Source organism: Parasphingomonas zepuensis, assembly GCF_036663735.1.
Taxonomy (GTDB): domain Bacteria; phylum Pseudomonadota; class Alphaproteobacteria; order Sphingomonadales; family Sphingomonadaceae; genus Sphingomonas.
This window is the reverse complement of record NZ_JAXOJO010000001.1, coordinates 959,694-979,913: the sequence shown is the minus strand read 5'-3', so window position 1 is coordinate 979,913 and position 20,220 is coordinate 959,694. Positions and strand designations below refer to the sequence as shown.

At 67.9% G+C, this 20,220-nt stretch carries 18 protein-coding genes; 5 read left to right on the top strand and 13 right to left on the bottom strand.

Annotated elements, in window-relative coordinates; translation table 11 throughout:
- Positions 1-32 precede the first annotated feature (32 nt).
- Entirely contained in the window at positions 33-389 is a 357-nt protein-coding gene (locus U1769_RS04720) for a GntR family transcriptional regulator (protein ID WP_332712641.1), read from the top strand.
- A gap of 134 nt (positions 390-523) precedes the next feature.
- On the opposite strand, the gene U1769_RS04715 is transcribed toward U1769_RS04720, so the two are convergent.
- Positions 524-2,254 (bottom strand): acyl-CoA dehydrogenase family protein, encoded by a 1,731-nt coding sequence (locus U1769_RS04715; protein ID WP_332712638.1) that lies wholly within the window; start codon positions 2,252-2,254, stop codon positions 524-526.
- Positions 2,255-2,297: 43 nt separating this feature from the next.
- On the opposite strand from U1769_RS04715, the gene U1769_RS04710 reads away from it, so the two are divergent.
- A complete protein-coding gene (locus U1769_RS04710; protein WP_332712636.1) occupies positions 2,298-3,266 on the top strand; it encodes an L-threonylcarbamoyladenylate synthase in 969 nt (322 codons plus the stop codon).
- Between the two features lie 258 nt (positions 3,267-3,524).
- Here the strand turns inward: U1769_RS04710 and U1769_RS04705 are convergent, their stop codons facing one another.
- The 5 genes from U1769_RS04705 to U1769_RS04685 all read right to left on the bottom strand — a co-directional run bounded on the left by U1769_RS04705 (position 3,525) and on the right by U1769_RS04685 (position 9,201).
- Positions 3,525-5,681, bottom strand: coding sequence for a TonB-dependent receptor (locus U1769_RS04705; protein ID WP_332712633.1), 2,157 nt, complete (start codon positions 5,679-5,681; stop codon positions 3,525-3,527).
- 135 nt (positions 5,682-5,816) lie between these two features.
- The gene (locus U1769_RS04700; protein ID WP_332712630.1) at positions 5,817-6,566 is read right to left on the bottom strand and encodes a phosphatase PAP2 family protein; all 750 of its coding nucleotides are present in this window, start codon (positions 6,564-6,566) and stop codon (positions 5,817-5,819) included.
- A 7-nt stretch (positions 6,567-6,573) separates the two neighbouring features.
- Positions 6,574-7,161: a TetR/AcrR family transcriptional regulator gene (locus tag U1769_RS04695; protein WP_332712627.1), complete on the bottom strand. Its 588-nt coding sequence runs from the start codon at positions 7,159-7,161 to the stop codon at positions 6,574-6,576.
- Positions 7,161-8,810 carry a sulfatase-like hydrolase/transferase gene (locus tag U1769_RS04690; RefSeq protein ID WP_332712625.1) on the bottom strand — a complete coding sequence of 550 codons (1,650 nt, stop codon included), beginning with the start codon at positions 8,808-8,810 and terminating at the stop codon, positions 7,161-7,163. Before U1769_RS04690 ends, U1769_RS04695 begins: the two co-directional genes overlap by 1 nt.
- A gap of 10 nt (positions 8,811-8,820) precedes the next feature.
- Positions 8,821-9,201: a DUF4345 family protein gene (locus tag U1769_RS04685; RefSeq protein ID WP_332712622.1), complete on the bottom strand. Its 381-nt coding sequence runs from the start codon at positions 9,199-9,201 to the stop codon at positions 8,821-8,823.
- A 136-nt stretch (positions 9,202-9,337) separates the two neighbouring features.
- Between U1769_RS04685 and U1769_RS04680 the strand changes: the two genes are divergently transcribed.
- Entirely contained in the window at positions 9,338-10,411 is a 1,074-nt protein-coding gene (locus tag U1769_RS04680; RefSeq protein WP_332712619.1) for an MBL fold metallo-hydrolase, read from the top strand.
- Positions 10,408-12,180: an arylsulfatase gene (locus tag U1769_RS04675; protein WP_332712616.1), complete on the top strand. Its 1,773-nt coding sequence runs from the start codon at positions 10,408-10,410 to the stop codon at positions 12,178-12,180. Before U1769_RS04680 ends, U1769_RS04675 begins: the two co-directional genes overlap by 4 nt.
- A 133-nt stretch (positions 12,181-12,313) precedes the next feature.
- Here U1769_RS04675 and U1769_RS04670 read toward each other — a convergent pair whose 3' ends face one another.
- The 6 genes from U1769_RS04670 to U1769_RS04645 are packed head-to-tail and all read right to left on the bottom strand — an operon-like array spanning position 12,314 to position 17,811.
- On the bottom strand, positions 12,314-12,964 hold the full coding sequence (locus U1769_RS04670; protein WP_332712613.1) for a 2-hydroxychromene-2-carboxylate isomerase: 651 nt from the start codon (positions 12,962-12,964) through the stop codon (positions 12,314-12,316).
- Positions 12,961-13,875: a haloalkane dehalogenase gene (locus U1769_RS04665; protein WP_332712610.1), complete on the bottom strand. Its 915-nt coding sequence runs from the start codon at positions 13,873-13,875 to the stop codon at positions 12,961-12,963. Before U1769_RS04665 ends, U1769_RS04670 begins: the two co-directional genes overlap by 4 nt.
- Before the next feature lie 55 nt (positions 13,876-13,930).
- A complete protein-coding gene (locus U1769_RS04660) occupies positions 13,931-14,827 on the bottom strand; it encodes a formylglycine-generating enzyme family protein (protein WP_332712607.1) in 897 nt (298 codons plus the stop codon).
- Positions 14,820-16,064, bottom strand: a complete 1,245-nt coding sequence (locus U1769_RS04655; protein ID WP_332712605.1) for an adenosylmethionine--8-amino-7-oxononanoate transaminase — start codon at positions 16,062-16,064, stop codon at positions 14,820-14,822. Before U1769_RS04655 ends, U1769_RS04660 begins: the two co-directional genes overlap by 8 nt.
- Positions 16,061-16,690 (bottom strand): dethiobiotin synthase, encoded by a 630-nt coding sequence (gene bioD / locus U1769_RS04650; RefSeq protein ID WP_332712602.1) that lies wholly within the window; start codon positions 16,688-16,690, stop codon positions 16,061-16,063. The genes U1769_RS04655 and bioD overlap by 4 nt, the downstream gene beginning before the upstream one ends.
- Entirely contained in the window at positions 16,687-17,811 is a 1,125-nt protein-coding gene (locus U1769_RS04645; protein ID WP_332712599.1) for an 8-amino-7-oxononanoate synthase, read from the bottom strand. The genes bioD and U1769_RS04645 overlap by 4 nt, the downstream gene beginning before the upstream one ends.
- 126 nt (positions 17,812-17,937) lie before the next feature.
- On the opposite strand from U1769_RS04645, the gene U1769_RS04640 reads away from it, so the two are divergent.
- Positions 17,938-18,603, top strand: coding sequence for an HAD-IA family hydrolase (locus U1769_RS04640; RefSeq protein WP_332712596.1), 666 nt, complete (start codon positions 17,938-17,940; stop codon positions 18,601-18,603).
- Between the two features lie 60 nt (positions 18,604-18,663).
- On the opposite strand, the gene U1769_RS04635 is transcribed toward U1769_RS04640, so the two are convergent.
- A complete protein-coding gene (locus U1769_RS04635; RefSeq protein WP_332712593.1) occupies positions 18,664-20,217 on the bottom strand; it encodes a PAS domain-containing sensor histidine kinase in 1,554 nt (517 codons plus the stop codon).
- Positions 20,218-20,220 lie beyond the last annotated feature (3 nt).

The window sequence follows — 20,220 nt, the reverse complement described above, 5'->3', positions numbered from 1 at the left end:
GACTGGCTGGGGAATTGGTGTATTAGACCAGCATGACAGCACTGAACAGCGAAGACAGCCCCGTCTACATCAAGCTGCGCGGCATCATCTCGGCCGCAATCCTGCGCGGTGAGTTTCGCGCCGGCGATCAGCTTCCCTCGGTCCGCGCGCTCGCGGCCGAACACGGCGCCAATCCGCTGACGGTGGCCAAGGCCTATCAGAGCTTCCAGGACGACGGCTATGTCGAGGTCCGGCGCGGCGTCGGCATGTTCGTCCTGCCGGGCGCCGCGGAAAAGCTCCGCTCGGCCGAGCGCGATCATTTCATCCGCGAAAGCTGGCCCCGCATCCGCGCCCACATCACCCTGCTCGGCCTCGACACCGCCGAACTGCTGGAGCGCGAAGAGGCGTAAACCCCCTCGTCACGCCCCCGGGATGTGTCGGTGAAAATCTATTTCGGGCAGAATATTTGTGTCCCCGCGAAGGCGGGGACCCAGTCTGGGCTCCCGCCTTCGCGGGAGCACAAGGAAGCGTGCGAAATGCTTCATCAGGCAGCGAACGTCTCCGCCGATATCGAATAGAGAACGTCCGAACTCGATAGTGCCGCCGTGCGCAGCCCGATCGCTTCCGGCACGATTTGTTCGACATAGAATTGTGCCGCCGCCCGCTTGATCGCGAGGAATGGCGAGTCCGGACCTACATCAGGGCCACTGGCGATTCGCCCCTGTCGCTCCATCAGCCAACCGCACACGGCTACTGCCATCATTGTAAGGAATGGATAGCTGGAAGCGAGGCGATCCGTGACATCGGCTTGCAGCAGGTGACGGCCAACCTGTTCGCAAGCGTCGATCAGGTCGTTCAGTCCCTTGTCCTGTGCCTCTGCGCGCATGTCAGCAATCAGGCGTGCGAGTTCGGCGCCGCCGTCGCCGGTCAGCTTGCGCCCGACCAGATCGGCCGCCTGGATGCCGTTGGTGCCCTCATAGATCGGCGTGATCCGGGCATCGCGGAAGAACTGCGCGGCGCCCGTCTCCTCGATATAGCCCATGCCGCCATGCACCTGGATGCCGACCGACGTGACCTCGCAGCCGATATCCGTGCCATGCGCCTTGGCCAGCGGGGTGAGGATCTCGAGCCGGTCCTGCGCGCCTGCCTCGCCGATCGCGGCGCGATCGACATGGCCCGCGGCATAATAGACCAGAGCGCGCGCCGCCTGAGTCTGCGCCTTCATCCGCAGCAGCATGCGGCGGACATCGGGATGCTCGATGATCGCCACGCTCTCGCGGCTCGGCGATCCGGCACGGGCCGACTGGATGCGGTCGCGCGCATAGGCCACCGCCGCCTGAGTCGCTGCCTCGGCGACCTGAGCGCCCTGCAGGCCGACATTCAGCCGGGCATTGTTCATCATCGTGAACATCGCGCGGATGCCGCCCAGCTCAGCGCCGATCAGCTCGCCGATGCAGTCGTCATGGTCGCCGAAGCTCAGTACGCAGGTCGGGGATGCGTGCAGCCCCATCTTGTGCTCGATCGAAACGACGCGGACGTCGTTGAGCTCGCCCGGATTGCCCTCCGCATCGAGCCGGTATTTCGGCACGAGGAACAGCGAGATGCCCTTGGTCCCGGGCGGCGCATCGGGGGTGCGCGCCAGCACGAGATGGGCGATGTTGGGCGCCATGTCGTGGTCGCCGAACGAAATGAAGATCTTGGTGCCCTTGATGCTCCAGGTCCCGTCGCCGCGGGGCTTCGCCTGCGTGCGCAGCGCGCCGACATCCGATCCGGCCTGGGACTCGGTCAGGTTCATCGTGCCGGTCCATTCGCCGGTGGCGAGCTTCGGCAGATATAGTGCCTGCTGCGCCTGGCTGCCGTGATGGATCAGTGCCTCGATCGCGCCCACCGTGAGCGTCGGGGCAAGCGCCAGCCCCATATTGGCCGCGCCGAGCGTGTCGAGCACCGCCGTCTGGATCGCGAAGGGCAGGCCCTGGCCGCCCCAGGCCTCCGGCACGCCGATCGTGCCCCAGCCGCCCTCGACATAGTCGCGATACGCCTTGCCGAACCCTTCGGGCATCACCACGCCGTCGGGCGTCCATTTCGCGCCGACCGTGTCGCCGGCGCGCTGCAGCGGCGCCCATTCGCCCGCCGCGAAATCGCCGATCCCGTCAAGCACTGCCTCGACCACATCGTCTGTCGCGGCGGCGAAGCGTGCGGAATCGGCAAGCGTGCCGATGCCGACGATATGCTCCAGGACGAAGCGCTGGTCGGCGGTGGGGGCAGTGAAGCTCATGATATTTCTCTTCCTTCGGTCACCCGCGCTATAGCCCCGCGCGATGAGCCCGCCAAACCCGCCAGCCCCTACCCGCACCTTACCCTACGGCGAGGCCGCGATCGCCGATGCCGCGGCGGTGATCGCCGCGGGCGGCCCGGTCGCGATCCCGACCGAGACGGTCTATGGCCTCGCCGCCGACGCCACCGATTCGCGCGCGGTCGCGGGCATCTATGCCGCCAAGGGCAGGCCGAGCTTCAACCCGCTGATCGTCCATGTGCTCGATCGCGCGGCGGCTGAGCGGATCGCGGAGTTCGACGAAGCGGCCGGCGGGCTGGCGGATACCTTCTGGCCCGGGCCGCTGACTCTGGTGCTGCCGCTGCGGCCCGATGCGGGGATCGCGTCACTCGTGACGGCGGGGCTCGATACCATCGCGATCCGCGTGCCCGCGCACCGCGCGATGCGCGCCCTGCTCGCGGCGACAGGCGTGCCGCTCGCCGCCCCGTCCGCCAATGCCAGCGGCGCGATCAGCCCGACGCGCGCGGAGCATGTCCTGGCCAGCTTGGGCGGGCGCATCCCGCTGATCGTCGATGACGGGGCGACTGAGGCGGGCCTCGAATCCACCATCGTGATGACGGGTGCCGGCTATCGCATCCTGCGCCCCGGCCCGATCACTGCCGAGGAGATCGCGGCTCTCCTGCCCGGGGCGGGCGGGAGCGCCGATGCGGCGCCCGGCACGCCGTGCATCACCGCGCCGGGGCAGCTCGAGAGCCACTATGCGCCGCGCAAGCCGCTGCGGATCAATGCTGCGACTGCTGCACCCGGCGAATGGCTGATCGGGTTCGGCGCCGTGGCGGGGGACGATACCCTGTCGGCCGCCGGCGACCTGGCCGAAGCCGCCGCCGCGCTGTTCTCGGCGCTCCACCGGGCCGATGCATCGGCTGGCACCGGCATCGCGGTGGCCCCGATCCCGGCGACCGGCCTAGGCGCCGCGATCAACGATCGCCTGCGCCGCGCTGCCCATCGGGACTAAGAACGAGTATGAGTTTGCTGGCTTTCTAATCCAGCGCAGGACCGGCTTAGTTCGAAACACCCCTCCCGTTCGGGCTGAGCTTGTCGAAGCCCTGCTCTTTCCTTCCGAGGAAGAAAGTACAGCCCTTCGACAAGCTCAGGGCGAACGGAGGTGGTGGATCAGCGACTTGAAACCAAGCGCAAGGGCGCCCGGATGGCGCGGCCCGCGAGCGGCGCGAAACCTCTTCAACCGTGCCGATACCGTGAAAGGCGCTCCACCCTACAGGCTGAAGCGCAAGGTCGCCCGGATGTCGCGTCCCGCAAGCGGCGCGAAATCCTTCAGGAAGCTTGCAGAGCGCCGCGCGTCGACATCGAAGATGTTGTTGGCGGTGATCGTCAGCGTGGTCTTGTTGGCTTCCCCGAACGGCTTGAGCCCGATCGAGGCATTGACCATCGTATAGCCATCGGTCGGCGTTTCGAACGCGGCGATCCGATCCTGATCGAACACGTGTTCAACCTCGATCCGCCCGTTCAGCCGGTCGCCCTGCGCCTCGATGCCGCCGAGCACGCGCATCGGCGGGATGCGCGGCACTGGCCCAGCATCGACGATCGAGGCGTGCACATAATCGCCCAGCGCATCGACGTTGATCTTGTAGCCGCCGATCCGCGCCAGCAGGATCGATGCTTCGGCCTCGACGCCGTAATAGGTCGCGTCCGCCTGAGTCATCTGGAAGCACGGGAATTCGACGTCGCGGCCGCTCGGCGCGGCGGCCGCCTCGCATACCGATTGCGCGACCTGGTTCTCGGAGATGTAGTTGGAGAAGCGGTTGTAATAGGCCGAGGCGTCGAAGCTGTAACCCTCGCCATGCGCGTGGAGCGTGCCTTCCAGGCCCCAGCTCTTCTCGAGCCTGAAGTCGGGGCTGCCCAGTTCATAGGCCTGAGTGCCGGCATGCGCGCCGTTGGCGAACAGCTCCTCGGCCGACGGCGCCCGCTCGGTGTGCGACAGGTTCAGGCCGATGCGAACGGCGTCGCTGAGGCCATAGGAGGCGCCGAGCGAGCCCGACAGCGCCTCGAAATGCCGTTGCCCGGCAAAGAAGCGTTCGTCGCCCAGCGGCGTGCGCGCAGCCACGTCAGTGAATTCGTAGCGCAGCCCGGCTTCCGCCTTGAACTTGCCGAGATCGAGCTGTTGCAGCGTGAACAGGCCGGTCTGGTTGGTCTCGTTCTTGGGCAGGAAGGCTTCGTCGCCGACCACGTCGAACACGCGGTTGAAATATTGCACGCCCGATGCGCCCTGCCAGCCGCCGCGCTTGGCCTGGACCAGCTCGAGCCGTGCCTCGGTGCCGTTATTGTAGAAGGCAGTGCCGACAGCACCGTCCGGCTCGAGCTCGAAATGGCGATAGGTCGCATGGCCGGCGCGGATGCGGATCCGGTCGAGGAAGCCGCCGCCGGTCTGCACCTCGCCGCGCAGGTCGACGCGGTTCTGGACGATGTCCAGCCGCGGCGCTTCCTGGCCCTGGTCGGGCAAGGTCGCGTAGCGGACGGGCACGCCGTACAGGCTGTCATAATGGCTGTACGACACGCCGAGATTGCCGGTGTCGGTGATGATCGAGGCGCCGACGCCGGCCGTCCAGGTCTCGGCGGCGGTGTTGGGCAGCTTGCCGCGGATCGCCGCATTGGCGGCATAGTCGATCGGGTCCTCGCCCGGCACCGGCGCCGGCGCGGGCAACAGGCTGGTGGCCAGCGCTTCGCGCCGGCGTTCCGGGGTCAGGGCGTAGCCGCCGATGCGCAGGTCGTCGCTCTTCGACCAGGAGCCATCGGCATGGAGCACGAGATGCTCGCCGACCGCCACGTCGCCGGCGAGCCCGCCGGACCGCTCGTTCGCCGCCGAGCCGTAGGTGGCAATGCCGTCGAGCCGATAGCCCTTGGCCGGGATCGCGCGGGGAATACGCGTGTCGATCACATTGACCACGCCGCCGACGGCGGACGACCCAAACAGCAGGGCGGAGGGACCGCGCAATACTTCGATCCGTTCGGCCAGCAGCGGATCGATGATCACCGCATGATCGACCGACGTGTTGGAGACGTCGATCGAGCCGATGCCGTCGGTGAGCACCCGCACGCGTTCGCCCTGGAAGCCGCGCAGGACGGGGCGCGACGCGCTCGGCCCGAACGACGTCGCCGAGACGCCGGGCTGCTTGGCCAGGGTTTCGCCGATCGTCGGCTTAAGGTCCCGCGTCAGTTCCTCGCCGCTCACCACCGACGTGCCGGAGAGGACGTCGGTCTCGCTCTGCCGGAACGGAGCGGTGACGATCACCTCGCGCTCCTGCCCACCCGGGCTCGCGCTGTCGGAAGCCGTTGGTGAAGGCGCGTCCTGCGCAAAGGCCGGCCCGGCGATCATCAGGGCGGAACCGGCGAGCAGGGCGATCTTCAGCGTCATGGCATACTCCAACAGGGGCGTTGTGCAGCGCAATAGATAGGATGTTATAAAGTATCAAGGCGCTTTGTCGCCTTATGCCCACGCTTTATCCCACGCTGTGTCCCACGCCGGATCGGCGCGCGTCGTGGGAGCGCCCTATGCGCCGGGATGCAGGATCGACACGCCCGCGCGCCGCAGCCGCGCCCAGGCGCCGAGCGCCCACCAGGCGAGCGCCCAAAGCGTGCCGAAGCTCCATCCGGCCAGCACGTCGCTTGGCCAGTGCACGCCGAGATAGACCCGGCTGAAACCGATCGCCGTCACCAGCACCGCGGCGGTGGCAAGGATATAGATTCGCGCGCGCCGCTCCTCCACGATCTGGACGATCAGAAAGGCGATGGTGAGATAGATGATCGCGCTGTTCGCGGCATGGCCGCTCGGGAAGCTTGCCGAAGTCACCTGGACGAGATGATCGGTCAGGGCGGGGCGGGCGCGGCCGATCAGCCCCTTGGCGATGGCAACCGCGATCGACCCGCTGATCGTGCCGCCCAGCACCAGCGCCATGGTCAGCCAATGGCGTTTCGCCGCGAGGAACCCGGCGGTGATCGTCACCACGATCACCAGCACCGTCTCGCCGCCCATCGCGGTGATGTCGACCATCGCCTGTTTCAGCCAGACCGGGCCGATGGCGGCGCCGTGCGCCGTGCCGTGGCGCATCGCGAGCAGGATGTTGCTGTCGAAATCGAATTGCAGCCCGCGATCGATCAGCGTGCCGATCAGGCCCAGCACCAGCACCGCGGCGGCGACCGCGCCGGCTCCGATCATCAGCCAGGGCGGATGGCGGATATCGTCGGGAATCTGCCCGGCCGCGTCGGCGCCTGCGGCGTGGAGGGGATCGTCGGCGGTCACGCGACCATTACTGGCCGGGTTCGACCAGCCGATCAACCAGGGCCCGCAGCACTGCCTCGGCCAGCTCGGTGGAAAGACCCTGCTCCATCCGCAGGCGCTGCCACGTCTCGAAGCTCAGCAGCAGGTCGATCGCCTCGAACGTCAGCACATCGTCGGTGATCGCCGCGGGCAGGATCGATTTCAGCCGGGCCCGCATATAGGTCAGCGAGCGGACATATTCGGCCTGGATCGATGCCGATGCGTGGCGATGGGCATCGGCCGCGCGCTTGAACGGCATCAGCCTGTCATAGGTGCGCGTCCGCCGTTCGATCGTCTCGCCCAGCTGGCCGCGCCAGTCGGTCGATTCATACGGCACCAGCCACATCTCATACTGGCGCGCCAGCCGGGCGGTCATCTCGGCGAACAGGCTCTCCATGTCCTTGAAGTGCCGGAACACGCTGCGCAGCCCGACTTCGGCGCGGATAGCGACCTGCTCGGCGCTCGGCGCGACCTTCCCTTCGCCGACCAGCGCGATCATCGCCGCGACGATCTTGTCGCGGCTCGATTCCGATCGTCTCCTGCGTCCGTCGGCGGAGCGTGCCTGCTCTTCAGCCATCAATTTGCCCAATAAATATAGGTTTCGCCTGCTTTGGGCCCGGTCCCCAGCGGCCGGTCGATAGCGATCGGCGACCGGATGAGCGAGGGCCAGGCAGGCTTGACGCTCTGTTTATCATGTTCTGCCAGCAATGCCCTCAACCGGGCAACGATCTCCGGCTGCTGCGCGGCGACGTCGTGCCGCTCGGTCGGATCGGCGCGCATATCGAACAACAGGGACTGGTGCGGCAGGTCGAGCATTTGCAACTTCCAGTCGCCGTCGCGCACGACGCGATAGGCCCCGTCGCGCCAGAACAGGGTGTGGTGCGGCGCGCCCCTTTGCGTGCCGGCGACGAAGGGCAACAGGTCGACGCCATCGACCGCGCGCTCGGTCGGCATCGCGATCCCGGCCGCCTTGCCGGCGGTCGCGAAGATATCGAAATGGCTGACCGGTCCGGCGATGCGCGTCGCCGGCGCGATCCGCGCTGGCCAGCGCATGAAGAACGGCACTTTCACCCCGCCTTCGAAGAAAGTCGCCTTCCAGCCGCGATAGGGTCGGTTGATGTCGGGCAGGCCGATATAATGGGCGCCGCCATTGTCGCTGGTGAAGATCACCAGCGTATCCTGCTCCAGCCCCTGCGCCTTCAGCTCGGCCGTCACCCGGCCGACGCCGCGATCGAGCGCGCGGATCATCGCCGCGTAGACGCGGGTGCGATGGTCGGCGATCTGCGGCAGCGCGTCGTAATCCGCCTTCAGCGCCTGGAGCGGTGTGTGCGGCGCATTATAGGCGAGATACAGGAAGAAGGGCCGGTTGCGATTGGCCCGGATCGACGCGATCGCCTGGTCGGTCAGATAATCGGTCATGTAGCGCGCCGGCCGGAACGGCTTGCTGCCGTTATACTGGACGCTGAACGGCAGGTTCGCCCAGAGATATTTGTCGATCGGATCGAAATCCTGCTTCGCGTTGACGACGTTCGGATCCTGCTCGGGCAGGAACATCTGCCCGCCGATGATGAAGCCCAGGCTCTCGTCGAAGCCCTGGTCCTCGGGGCGCATGCCCTTCGCCCCGCCCAGATGCCATTTGCCCAGATGCAGCGTGTGATATCCCTTGCCGCGCAGCAGCTCGGCGATGGTCAGCTCGGATGCCGGTACGCCTTTCTCGTTCGGCGGCGGATCGTTCCGTGCGGCGACCTCGTCGAAGATCGTGCGGTGCTCCCAGTCCGACGGGAAGCCGGCGATGGTGCGCGCAAAGCGCGTGTCCGCGGGCGTGAACTCGAATCCGAAGCGGGTGGGATAGCGTCCGGTCATGAGCGCGGCGCGGGACGGCGCACAGGTCGCGTTGCCGGCATAGCCGTCCGCGAAGCTGACGCCTTGCCGGCCCAGCGCATCGATGTGCGGCGTCTTGAGCAGCCCTCCGGCGACGCCGCCGCCGTTGAAGCTGATATCGTTATACCCAAGGTCGTCAGCGACGATCAGGACGACGTTGGGCGGTCGCCGGCCGAGCGGGAGCTGCGGCTTGCCCGGCCCCTGCTGCCACGCGACCGGGCGATTGGGATAGACATGCGGCGCCAGCCACCCCGGCAGGTGAAGCAGGACATAGTCCTTGGTCAGGAACCCGCCGATGGCGATCAGCGCCAGGATTCCGAGCAGGATCTTCATCCAGCGCTTCATGATCACGCCCTCACTGGCGTTCGGCCAAAATGCGGCGCCCAGCGAGAAGGACGGCGATCATCGTCGCTTCGGCGATCATCGGCCCGAACGCCGCCGGCGATGGACCATCGACCGCAAGGCTGACCAGCCGCCCGAACAGCGCGATGGTGAGCAGGAGCAGCGGCACGGCCAGCGGTTCGGCCCGGCCGCGCCACGCGCCGATGAGCGCGAACGCACCGCCGGTCATGAAGAATGCGGGAAAATCGGCGCGCAGCGTGGCCAGCCCCTGGACGTCGGCGGGGGCGAGGAAGAAAGCCGCGCCCAGCCGCGCCGGATCGATCAGGAATCCCAGCCCGAGAGCAAGGTTGAATAGCCCGACCAGCGCAATCACCGCGCGAATCGCCCCTCGCATCACGGCCTCTCCCTCATTTTACCCTATGGTATCAGCTCGCTAGGGCTTTGCAACTTTTCGACATTGATAATGCCACTATCCCGGCGCATCATGGTCTGGGCCAGGGGGACGAGGCGTGGGCAAGCGGTGGAAATGGATGTTGGCCGTAACGGCCGTCCTGCTGCTCGCGCTTGGTGGCGTTAAGCTGTTCCAGCGCCCGATCGGCACATTGCTGCTGGAACGCGCGGTGGCCGAGCGGGTGGGGCGCGATATCACCGCTGGTCTGCCCGATGGCCTGCATATTGCCTTGTGCGGCACCGGCTCGCCGCTGCCCGATGCGACGCGGGCCGGTCCGTGCAGCGTGGTGATCGCCGGCAAGCGCATCTTCGTGGTCGATGCGGGTGAGGGCGGTGCCGGGAACATCGTGCAGATGGGCATCCCGCCGGGCCGGATCGAGGCAGTGTTCCTCACCCATTTCCATTCGGACCATATCGACGGGCTGGCGCAGACGATGCTGCTGCGCTGGTCGGGCGGCTCGTGGCAGACGCCGTTGCCGATCCATGGTCCGGCGGGGGTCGAGGGCGTCGTCGCCGGCCTGCGCACTGCCTATGCGCTCGATACCGCCTATCGCATCGCGCATCACGGGGCGAAGATCCTGCCGCCATCGGGCGCGGGCGGCACGGCCCTGCCCTTCGCCTTGCCGCCGGCGGGCCGGGGCGACGGCGCCGTGCTGGTCGATGATGGCGGGCTGAAGATCACTGCATTCCGCGTGAATCACCGGCCTGTCGAACCGGCGGTCGGTTACCGTTTCGATTACAAGGGCCGCTCGATTGTGCTGAGCGGAGATACCGCGCCGGCGCCGAGCCTGGTCGCCGCCGCGGGGGGCGCTGACATATTGGTGCACGAGGCGCTCCAGCCGAAGCTGGTCGCGCTGCTGACCAAGGGCCTGGAGGCGAAGGGCCAGGCGAACATGGCGCAGGTCACGCGCGACATCGTCGATTATCATTCGACGCCAGAGCAGGCGGCGCAGGCCGCAAAGGCGGCTGGCGTGCGCTATCTCCTGCTCAACCACATCGTTCCGCCGATGCCGATGCGCTTCGCCTATCCCGCCTTTCTCGGCGACGCGCATCGCTTCTACGGCGGTCCGATCACCATGGGGGAGGACGGCATGATGCTGGATCTGCCGGCGGGAAGCCGGGAGATCGGCCTGCAACGGCTGCTCGCCCGGTGAAGCGCGTCGCCTTCCTGCTCTGCTCGATCGCGCTTGCCTCGGGCGCGGCGGCAGCGGAGCGGAAACGGCCCAATATCGTCATCCTGCTGGCGGACGATTGGGGGTTCAGCGATGTCGGCAGCTTCGGCGGGGAGATCCGCACGCCGCATATCGATGGACTGGCCAAGGCGGGGGTGCGCTTCTCCAACTTCCACGTCGCCGGCTCCTGCTCGCCGACCCGGGCCATGCTGCAGACCGGAGTCAGCAATCACCGGGCCGGGCTCGGCAACATGCCGGAGACGATACCGCCCGAGCATGTCGGCAAGCCGGGCTATGATACGGTGCTCAACGATCGCGTCATCACCCTCGCCAGCCTGTTCCGCGACCACGGCTATCGCACCTATCTCACCGGCAAATGGCATCTCGGCCGGATGCCCGGCAACATGCCCACTGCGCGCGGTTACGATCATGCCTTTTCGCTGGCCGATGCAGGGGCCGACAATTTCGAGCAGCGGCCGATCGAGGGCCTCTACGAAACCGCCGACTGGACCGAGGACGGCAAGCCAGCGACGCTGCCGAACGATTATTATTCCTCGCGCTTCGTCGTCGACAAGATGATCGATTATATCGAGCGCGGCCGATCGGCGGGAAAACCCTTTTTCGCGTCGATCAACTTCCTCGCCAACCATATCCCGGTCCAGGCGCCGGACGCATACATTGCGCGCTATCGCGCCGCTTACGACGGCGGCTGGACCGCGATCCGCGCCGCGCGCCGGGATCGCGCCGCCGCGCTCGGCATCGTGCCCGCCGGCACCCCGATGGTGACGATGGGCAGCACCCGGGACTGGCAGGCGCTTCCGCCGGACGGGCGGGCGGCCCAGGCGCGCGCCATGGCGGCCTATGGCGGCATGGCCGAGGCTGCCGACGCGCAAATCGGCCGACTGGTCGCGCACCTCAGGGCCAGCGGCGATTATGCGAACACGGTCTTCGTCTTCCTGTCGGACAATGGCGCCGAGCCGACCGATCCGATGGCGACCTTTCTCGGGCGGCTCAACTCTCGGCTGCATTATGATCTGAAGCCCGCATCGCAGGGGCGGCCCGGCTCCTTCACCGCGATCGGCCCGAGCTGGGCGAGCGCCGCCGCGGCGCCCCTGCGCGGCTATAAATTCTCCGCGGCCGAGGGCGGGCTCAGAGTGCCGCTGATCGTCGCCTGGCCCGGCAACCCGGCGTTCCGCGCGGGCACGATCGCCAGCCGCTTCACTTATGTCACCGATATCGCACCGACGTTGCTCGCGGCCGCCGGGGTGGCCGGGCCCGACGACTCCTATCGCGGCCGGCAGGTCGAGCCGATGACCGGCGAAAGCCTGCTGCCCCTGCTGACCGGCCAGGCCGACAGCGTCCATCCGGACGACCGGCCCATCGGCTATGAACTGTCGGGCAATGCCGCGATATTCCGCGGGGATTACAAGCTGGTGAAGAACCTTCCGCCGACGGGCACCGGCGCATGGCATCTCTACGATATCCTGCACGATCCCGGCGAAACGCGGGATCTTGCGGGAACCATGCCGGCGCTCTTTGCGACGATGCAGGCCGATTATGCCGCCTTCGCCGCGCGGGACGGGGTGCTGCCGATGCCGGCCGGCTATACCGCCGAACGGCAGATCAACGCCAACGGCTTCAACCGGAGCGTCAGGCCGAAGCTCCTGCGCGCGCTGCCCTGGCTGCTGGGGCTGATCGCGCTGCCGGTCGGCTGGGTCCTGTGGCGCCGCCGCCGCCGGGCCAGACTTTAGCCTCGCCGTCACCCCGGCCTTGTTCCGGGGTCCATCACCACGCAGCCCAAGCATCCCCTCCGTGCTGCGCGAGTCGTTCGATGGATGCCGGAACCGGTCCGGCATGACGGAGGCGGATGAATCCTGCGGCGCCTCAGCGCCGCACCAGCCCCCGCTGTTTCATCCGCCATTCGAGCTGGTCGAATCGATCCTGTCCGTAAAAGGGCTCCCCCTCGAATACCATCAGCGGCACGCCGTAATGCCCGCCGACACGCTGTGCGTCCTGGTTGGCAGTCACCATGGCGACATGGTGTTCGGGATCGGCCGAGATCGCCGCGTCGAGTTTCGCCAGATCGAGCCCGGCACGTTCGGCCGCGCGGGCGAGATGGTCGCCGAGATGCCAGTCGGTCACCGCGCCGCCCCAGATCAGCCGGCTGACTTCATCGAGAAAGGCGAGGCCGCGCCCGCGCTCCGCCGCGGCGACGCCGAGATGCGTGAGCCGGTGGATATAGGGCTGCTCGGCCGGATAGGTTCGCGTCGCCATGTCCATCACCACCGGGTCGGGCGAGGCCCAGCGGAACGGCAGGCCGACAAAGGCGGCGCTGCGGCCGATGTCGCGCAGGAAATAGGTCAGCCAGAGCGGGTCGTTGTTCGCGAAGAAATCCGGCTGGCGGACTGCGATCGGATAGACCGGGCGGATGTTCGCCACGACGTCGTACTCGCGTTCGAGCGCGACCAGCCGGGGCGTCACCAGATAGGAATAAGGCGAGCGGAACGACCAATAGAGGTCGTAATGCAGGGTCACGCGTTCGCGCTCCCGGTGCGGATGAAGTCGTCGATCAGCCGGCACAGGAACTCGGGCTGGTCCTCCTGGAGGAAATGGCCGGCATTCTCGACGATCACATGCGGCTGTCCGCGTGCGCCGGGGATTCGCTCGATGAACGCCTTCTCGCCGCCGCGGGTGATCGGATCCTTGTCGGCAAAGGCCGTCAGCACCGGCTTGTCGAACGTCTCGAGGATCTGCCACGCGGCGCGATTCTCGGCGACCGAGGCATGGCCGGGCGTGACCGGCACCAGCGTCGGGAATTGCCGCGCGCCTTCCTTGTAGTGCTCGTCCGGGTAGGGCGCGTCATAGGCGGCGATCTCTGCCTCGGTCAGGTTGCGGACGGTGCCGCCGTTGACGATCGCGCCCGCCGGGAACAGCGGGACGTTCTGGCTGAGGGCGAGCCAGGCATCGAACCCGGCGGACGATCCGGTGCCGACCGGCAGGCCGGTATTGGCGATCACCAGCCGCGCGAAGCGATCGGGGAAGGCGGCGACGAGCCTCAGGCCGATCAGGCCGCCCCAATCCTGGCAGAACAGGGTGATGCCGGTCAGGTCGAGCGCGGTCAGCCAGTCGCGCATCCAGGCGACATGACGCTCATAACTATAGTCGCTGCGCGCGGCCGGCTTGTCGGACTTGCCGAAGCCGATCAGGTCCGGTGCGATGACCCGGTAGCCGCTCGATACCAGCGCGGGCACGAACTTGCGGTAGAGATAGGACCAGCTCGGCTCACCGTGCAGCAGCAGCACGATCGGCGCGTCGGCAGGGCCCTCGTCGAGATAGTGGATGCGCAGCTCGGTGCCGTCCGCATCGGTGACGATGCGGTACTGCGGCGCGAACGGATAGTCGGCCAATCCCGCGAATCGCTCTTCCGGCGTCCTGAGGACCTCCATCGTCCCGCTCCCTGGTTATATATGGCATTAGAAGTGCCAAATTATCCGGAGCGCGTCAATCGTGCGGCAGCACCGGCCGGTCGGCGACGAAGCGCACCCCGATATGGTCTGTGCCGAGCCCGCGCTCCTGGAACTGTCGCGCGGCGGGACGATAGCGCGCGCAATAATTGCCGGCACAGAGGTAGGATCCGCCCTTGATGACATGCATGTCGCCCTGCGGACCGCCCGGATCGCTGGTCCACTCCCAGACATTACCGATCATGTCGTACAGCCCGAACGCATTGGGCTTGAAACAGCCGACCGGTGCCCTGCCCCGATAGCCGTCCAGCGCCAGGTCGCGCTGCGGGAAGACGCCCTGATAATAATTCGCCTGCGGCCGGCCCGCATCGTCGACCGGCTCCGGCAGCGCCTTCTGCCCGGCGCGGGCGGCGAATTCCCACTGTGCTTCGGTCGGCAGCTTCTTCCCGGCCCACCGACCATAGGCCTCGGCATCCTCATAGGCGATCTGCACAACCGGTGTGCTCCCGTGTCCGGAAATCGACTCAGCCGGGCCCGACGGATGCCGCCACTCGGCCCCCACGACCCAGCGCCACCAGCGCGGATCGGCCTGGCTCGGCACGGTGAACACGGCCGAGCCCGGGATCAGCATCTCGGGCGGCGCGCCGGGCAGCTTCGGCGGATCGCGCTCGGCCATGGTCTTGTAACCGGTCGCCTTCACGAAGGCCGCGAACTCGTCATTGGTCAGCTCGTGCGCGTCGATCCAGAACGGCGCCACGGCGACGGTGCGTGGCGGCCCCTCCTCGCGGTAGAGCGGATCGTCGCCCATGGTGAAGCTGCCGCCCGGAATCGCCACCATCGCCGCGCGCGACAGATCAGTGCAGGCGCCGGTCTTCTGCTCCGCCTTGCAGCCAGTGACGGCGAACACCAGCGCGAGCATCAGGCGCCTATACATCGGCGGCCTCGGCGATGGCGGCATAGATAAGGTCCAGGTCCCCGTCCTCGATGCAATAAGGCGGCATGACATAAACCGTGTTGCCGAGCGGTCGAAGCAGCAGATCTTTGTCGCGGAATAGCGCCAGCAGGCGCGGGCCGAGATCGGAGAGATAGTCGCCCGCGTCCGCGGCGAGTTCGATCGCGGTGATCGTGCCGATCTGCCGGGCGTTGCGCACCGCCGGCAGCGTGGCGAGCCTGGCCAGCCGGTGTCGTTGCCGCGCGGCCAGGTCGGCAACCCGTTCGAGCACCGGCTCCTCGCGCCAGATGGCGAGATTGGCGTTTGCGGCGGCGCAGGCGATCGGGTTGGCGGTGTAGCTCGACGAATGGAAGAACATGCGCGCGCGATCGGTGGACAGGTGCGCGGCGTAGATCGCCTCGGTCGCCATGGTCACCGCCAGCGGAACGGCGCCGCCGGTCAGCCCTTTGGACAGGCACATGATATCCGGCACCACATCGGCCTGCTCGCAGGCGAGCAGGGTGCCGGTTCGTCCCCAGCCGGTCATCACTTCGTCGGCAATGAACAGCACGTCGTGCCGCGCGCAGATTTGGCGCATCTCCACCAGGATCCGCGGCGGATAGATCAGCATGCCGCCCGCGCCGAGAATCAGCGGCTCCACGATCAGCGCCGCCGGCGCTTCGCGGCAGGCGGCCTCGAGCGCATCGAGCGTGTCCTGCTCGCCGCCGGCGGCCGGGAAGGGCAGGGTGCCCACGTCGAACAGCAGCGGTGCATAGGCCTGGTTGAACACGCCGCGTGCGCCGACCGACATCGCGCCGATCGTGTCGCCATGATAGCTGTGTTCAAGCACCAGGATGCGGTGCCGCGGCGCGCCACTATTGGCCCAGAAGCCGAGCGCCATCTTCAGCGCCACCTCGACGCTGGTCGATCCCGAATCCGAGAAGAAGACCTTGCTCAGCGCGGGCGGCATCATGGCCGTAAGTCCCCGGGCAAGGTCTTCGGCCGGCTCGTGAGTCCAGCCCGCAAAGATGATCTGGTCGAGCTTGCCTGCCTGCTCGGCGATCGCCGCCATGATGCGTGGGTGGCGGTGGCCGTGGGTGGTCACCCACCAGGACGAAATCGCATCGACGATCCGCCGCCCGTCGCTGGTATGAAGCGCGGCGCCCTCGGCATGGGTGACGAGCGGGATCGGCTCGCCGAGCCCGTGTTGGGTGAAGGGATGCCAGACGGGCGACGTCATTGGAAATCCGCCAGGTCGAAATGCGCGGCGAAGGCCGTGCTCAGGCTCGCTGCATCGAGCGGCGCCAACCGCGGCAGCCGGCCCAGCCGCCGCACTCCGCCGATTCTCGCGATCGTCGCCTCGCTATGCTCGACTGGATCGCCGGTGAAAGCGATGCCGAGGATCGGCACGCCGCGCGCCCTCAGCGCTTCGATCGACAACAGGCTGTGGCTGATCGTGCCGAGCGTTGTCCGGGCGACCAGCACCACTGGAGCCTGCCAACGCGCGAACAGGTCGGCGAATAGCAGGTCGTCCGTCACCGGCACCAGCACGCCGCCGGCCCCCTCGATCACCAATGGTCCGTCCAATGTCGGCGGGACGAGGCGATTCGGGTCGATGGCGATGCCGTCGAGTTCCGCCGCCCGGTCTGGCGAGCAGGGCGTGGTCAGGCGGTACGCTTCGGGCAGCACACGCCCGGGCGGCACGCCGCCAAGCCGCGCCACCGTCGCGGCGTCACCGCCATCCTCGAGCCCCGCCTGGACCGGCTTCCAATAGGTCGCGCCGAGCGCCCCGGCGAGCGCAGCTGCGAACACCGTCTTGCCGACATCAGTATCGGTCCCGGTGATGACGATCGTCCGGACGCTCACGGCAGCGCATCCACGATCGCGTCGGCCAGCGCGTCGACATCGCCCAGCGTCAGGTTGAGCGTCAGCGAAATGCGCAGTCGGGACGTGCCTTGCGGCACCGTTGGCGGCCGGATGCCGCGCACGTCGAACCCGGCCGCCTGCACGGCGGCAGCGACTCGCATCGTCAGCGCATCGTCGCCCAGCACCAGCGGCAGGATCTGCGATCCGGTCGGGGCCACGCCGCACCGCGCCAGCGCCCGCTCGGCCGCTGCGATCAGCGTCCAGAGAGTCGCGCGGCGATCGGGTTCGTCGGCCAGGATGCGCAGGCTCTCGCGCACTGCGCTGGCCATCAGCGGCGACGGCGCAGTAGAGAAGATGAAGCCGCGCCCGCGATTGACCAGGAAATCGCGCAACGTGGCCGGCGCGCAGACCAGCGCGCCCTCGCAGCCCATCGCCTTGCCGCAGGTCCGCAGCGTGACGACGTTCTCCCGCCCATCGAGCTGCTGGGCGAGGCCGCGCCCAGCCTCACCGAACACGCCGGTCGCATGGGCTTCGTCGATCAGCAGCATCGCGTCGTGCCGGTCGGCGATGTCGGCGAGCGCGTCGAGCGGCGCCTGGTCGCCGTCCATGCTGTACAGGCTTTCCACCGCGATCCACGCCCGGCCGGCGCCCCCCTGTTGCCGCCACTGTGCGATCGCGTTCGCGAAGGCGTCGGCATCGTTATGGGCCACGGAAAGCCGCTCGGCCCGGCCGAGCCGCATGCCCTCATGCGCGCTGGCATGGATCAGCGCGTCGTGGACGATCAGGTCGCCGCGCTGTGGCAGGGTCGCAAACAAGGTAGCGTTCGCCGCATAGCCGCTCGAAAAGAACAGCGCGGCTTCCGCCCCGAAGAACAATGCCGCCTCGGCTTCGAGCGCCTCATGCTCCGCATGGTTGCCGCGCAGCAGTCGTGATCCGCCCGACCCGACCGGCACGCCGCGAGCGGCCGCAGTGGCCACGGCCGCGGCAAGCCGTGGCGCTGCTGCCAATGCGAGATAGTCGTTCGACGCGACATCGATGCCGCGTCGCGGCACCAGCGTGCGCAGGCGATCCTGCGCGGCAAGCTGAGCGAGATCGGCCCGATAGGGGGTGAGCACCGGCATGAGGCGCCCTCTAGCGGCATCGTACCGCCGTGACGATCCACTATGCGGCTCCGTTCCGTGGAGTCCGTTGGCGATGGGCGCATCCAGCGCCTTGCACATGGGCGCCGCCGGGGGCAGGGCCGATCGATGACTCAGCCCTTTCCCGACCGCGGTTTCGCCGCCTTCCTGTTCGACATGGACGGCACGATCCTCACCTCCATCGTCGCCGCCGAACGCGTCTGGGCCGCATGGGCGCTGGGCCACGGTCTCGATGTCGAGGCCTTCCTGCCGACGATCCACGGCGTGCGCAGCGTGGAGACGGTCCGCCGGCTTGCGCTTCCGGGCGTCGATCCGGAGGCCGAGGCAGCGGCGATCACGCAAGCCGAGATCGAGGATGTCGAGGGTATCGAGGCAATCGCCGGCGCCGCCGCGTTCCTGGCGGCGCTGCCCGTCGATCGCTGGGCGATCGTCACCTCGGCCCCGCGCGAACTGGCGGTTCGGCGGCTCGCGGCGGCTGGCCTGCCCACCCCGTTGGTGATGATCGCCGCCGAGGATGTCGAACAGGGCAAGCCGGCGCCGGATTGCTTCCTGCTCGCGGCGGACCGACTCGGCGTGCCGGCCCGGGAATGCCTGGTGTTCGAGGATACGGCGGCCGGCATTGCCGCAGCGGAGGCCGCCGGGGCTGCGGTGGTGGTTATCACCGCCACCCACACGCATCCGCTGGCCACCCCACATTTCGGCGTGGCCGGCTACGATGTCCTGGCCGTGGCGATGAGCCCGGCGGGATTGCTGGAAATCGCCGGTCGGGCCTGAACGATCGCGTAGGCTTCTGGGCGATCGGGCCGGCGGGGCCGGGATCACGTGATCGGAGAATCAGGACGTCGGCAACCTCACCACGAACCGTGCGCCGTCTGCGCCATTCTCCGCTGCGATCGTTCCGCCATGCGCCTCGACGATGGTGCGGCAGATCGGCAAGCCCATGCCCATGCCGTTCGCCTTGGTCGTGTAGAAGCTGTCGAACAGCCTGCCCGGATCGGGCGGCAGGCCGGGTCCACTGTCCTCGACCGTCAGCGTCACGCGGCCGTCGGGGGCAGGGGCGGTGATCAGCCGCAAGGTCCGGGCGGGCGTGCCTGCCTCTACCATCGCCTGCACGGCGTTGACCGCGAGGTTGACGATCACCTGTTGCAGCTGCGTCCGATCGCCGAGCACAGCGCCGAGATTGGGCGTCAGGCGCAGATCGATCCCGACCGATTGCGCCTGAAGCTCATGGCCCAGAAATACACGCATATCCTCGACCAGTGCGTTCAGCGACAAGGCGATGCGCTCCGGCTCACGTCGTTCCGCCATCGCCCGCACCCGTGCGATGATCGCCGCCGCGCGCCGCGCGTCCGCCACCATCCGCCCGGCCAGCCCGCGCACTTCCTCCAGATCGGGCTCGGCCGCGGCGAGCCAGCGCAGGCTCGCTTCGCCGCTGGTGGCGATCGCGGCGAGCGGCTGGTTGACCTCATGTGCGATCGACGCGGTCAGCTCGCCCAACATCGAGACGCGTGCAGCATGGGCGAACTCGGCCTGCAGCCGCTGCAGCGCTGCCTCGGCCTGTTTGCGGGCCGAAACATCGACCACGCCGATCAGCATCACGCCGCGCTTGCGATTCTCCTGCGAGAGCGAGACGGTGAACAGCACGTCGATTTCCTGGCCATCGACCCGGATCAGCCTGGTTTCGGTGACGAGATGCGGCTCGCGCATCATCGTCGCCACGAGCGCGTCGATATAGACCGGCTCGCTGTCGCGCGGCCAGAAACGAGCGATGCTCTGCCCGATCATCTGGGGGGCATCGGCGGCGCCGAACAGGTCCAGCGCCTTGGCGTTGACGTCGCTGACGGTCGCCCGTTCCATCGTCGCACGCACGAAATCGCGATTGGCATGGAGCCATGCACGCAGATCGGTGACCCCCTGATCGCGCAGGGGCAGCAGCATCGCGCCGACTCCGGTGAAATCGACTTCCCAGAAGGCGACCGCCATCGCCTCGAACATGTTGCGGTAGCGATATTCGCTGATACGGAGCGCATCCTCGGTCGCCTTGCGCCGGGTGATGTCGCGCGCCGTTTCGATGATCCGGACCAGCGCCCCCGCAGTGTCTCGCTCTACCGTCCAGCGCAGGTCGAGCACGCGTTCATCGCCCGCCGCGGTCACGCGTACGAGCTCGCCCTCCCAGCATCCCTCCGCGAACAGCTGCGCCTCCAGCGCGTCGAGCGGAAACGCGTGACGTGATCCAAGCAGGGCGTGCAGGTTGCGGCCGAGCGCTTCCGCGCGGGACCAGCCATAGAGCTCCTCGGACGCGACATTCCACGACAGCACGCGACCCGCGGCATCGCGGGTGACGACGCTTTCATGGATCAGATCGAGAATATCGGCTTGGGACCCCACAGC

Bases quoted from the DNA above. Each gene is read 5' to 3' on its own strand.
- U1769_RS04720 (WP_332712641.1), top strand. From the start codon at position 33: ATGACAGCACTGAACAGCGAAGACAGCCCCGTCTACATCAAGCTGCGC.
- U1769_RS04705 (WP_332712633.1), bottom strand. From the start codon at position 5,681: ATGACGCTGAAGATCGCCCTGCTCGCCGGTTCCGCCCTGATGATCGCC.
- U1769_RS04645 (WP_332712599.1), bottom strand. From the start codon at position 17,811: ATGCCGGTGCTCACCCCCTATCGGGCCGATCTCGCTCAGCTTGCCGCG.
- U1769_RS04665 (WP_332712610.1), bottom strand. From the start codon at position 13,875: ATGGAGGTCCTCAGGACGCCGGAAGAGCGATTCGCGGGATTGGCCGAC.
- U1769_RS04710 (WP_332712636.1), top strand. From the start codon at position 2,298: ATGAGCCCGCCAAACCCGCCAGCCCCTACCCGCACCTTACCCTACGGC.
- U1769_RS04660 (WP_332712607.1), bottom strand. From the start codon at position 14,827: ATGTATAGGCGCCTGATGCTCGCGCTGGTGTTCGCCGTCACTGGCTGC.
- U1769_RS04685 (WP_332712622.1), bottom strand. From the start codon at position 9,201: ATGCGAGGGGCGATTCGCGCGGTGATTGCGCTGGTCGGGCTATTCAAC.
- U1769_RS04640 (WP_332712596.1), top strand. From the start codon at position 17,938: ATGACTCAGCCCTTTCCCGACCGCGGTTTCGCCGCCTTCCTGTTCGAC.
- U1769_RS04715 (WP_332712638.1), bottom strand. From the start codon at position 2,254: ATGAGCTTCACTGCCCCCACCGCCGACCAGCGCTTCGTCCTGGAGCAT.
- U1769_RS04680 (WP_332712619.1), top strand. From the start codon at position 9,338: ATGTTGGCCGTAACGGCCGTCCTGCTGCTCGCGCTTGGTGGCGTTAAG.
- U1769_RS04690 (WP_332712625.1), bottom strand. From the start codon at position 8,810: ATGAAGCGCTGGATGAAGATCCTGCTCGGAATCCTGGCGCTGATCGCC.
- U1769_RS04655 (WP_332712605.1), bottom strand. From the start codon at position 16,064: ATGACGTCGCCCGTCTGGCATCCCTTCACCCAACACGGGCTCGGCGAG.
- U1769_RS04695 (WP_332712627.1), bottom strand. From the start codon at position 7,161: ATGGCTGAAGAGCAGGCACGCTCCGCCGACGGACGCAGGAGACGATCG.